Source organism: Bradyrhizobium sp. P2_E8 (genome assembly GCF_056403875.1).
Window position 1 is genome coordinate 1 of the sequence record NZ_JBFUES010001733.1, and the last position, 796, is coordinate 796.

1 protein-coding gene is annotated in these 796 nt (G+C 68.6%); it reads right to left on the reverse strand.

Annotated features, from left to right (window positions below; all coding sequences use genetic code 11):
* Nucleotides 1-781 (reverse strand): urease accessory protein UreD (locus tag AC1D00_RS43555; protein ID WP_477014990.1); only part of this gene is annotated, 781 nt, incomplete at its 3' end.
* Nucleotides 782-796 lie beyond the last annotated feature (15 nt).

Genomic DNA, 796 nt, shown 5'->3' on the forward strand with positions numbered 1-796 from the left:
CCATCATGTCGGCGCGCAAGCGCGCCGCATCTTGGGCACAGAACCGCGCCATTGCAAAGCCATTCCAGGCCGATATCCCGACCTCGCCGGCGAAGGATTCCGAGGCCTCCCGAATGCGCTCGATGAGCGCCTCGTCGCCGGGGACGATCAGCGCCGTGCCGATCGCGGCGCCCCCCTTGGCCACCGCGGACCTCGCGAGTTTCGCGCCTATATTGCCGTCGAGCCTGACGGTCTCGGCAAAGACCAGCCGGCCGCCGCGGGAGAGCCGCCAGCGGTCGACGAACTCGCCCTGCTCCATCCGCTCACCCATGGCAGTGCGGCCGAACACCACGATCTCGCAAAGCAGGAGCGAGGCCGCCTCATCGAGCGCGATGTCGAAGCGACGATGGACACGGGCACGATCAAACAGAATGGTCTCCTGCGGCAGCCAGGACAGATGCGCGCCTGCGCCGACCTTCAGGGCGATATTGAGCTCTGCCGCCGGGCCCGGCGCGCGATAGACCTTCTCCGCGGCCGCCGTGGTCAGCGTCAGCCGCGTGGCATCGGCCGCTGATATCTCGACATCGAAGCGATCGCCGCCGGCAACGCCACCGGCCGTGTTGACGAACACGCCGGAGAGCCCCGCATCCTCCGGCGAAGGAAAGCGCACACGCAGCGAGCCGGATTCATGCAACGCACCGCGCCGCGTCACGCCGWCGCGCGCGTGCACGTCGAACCTGACCGCGCCGCGGGCGCGGTTGGCTTCGAATATGGTGGACGTGACTGATAGTTCGCTGCGCATCCGCCTCCCCAGCCG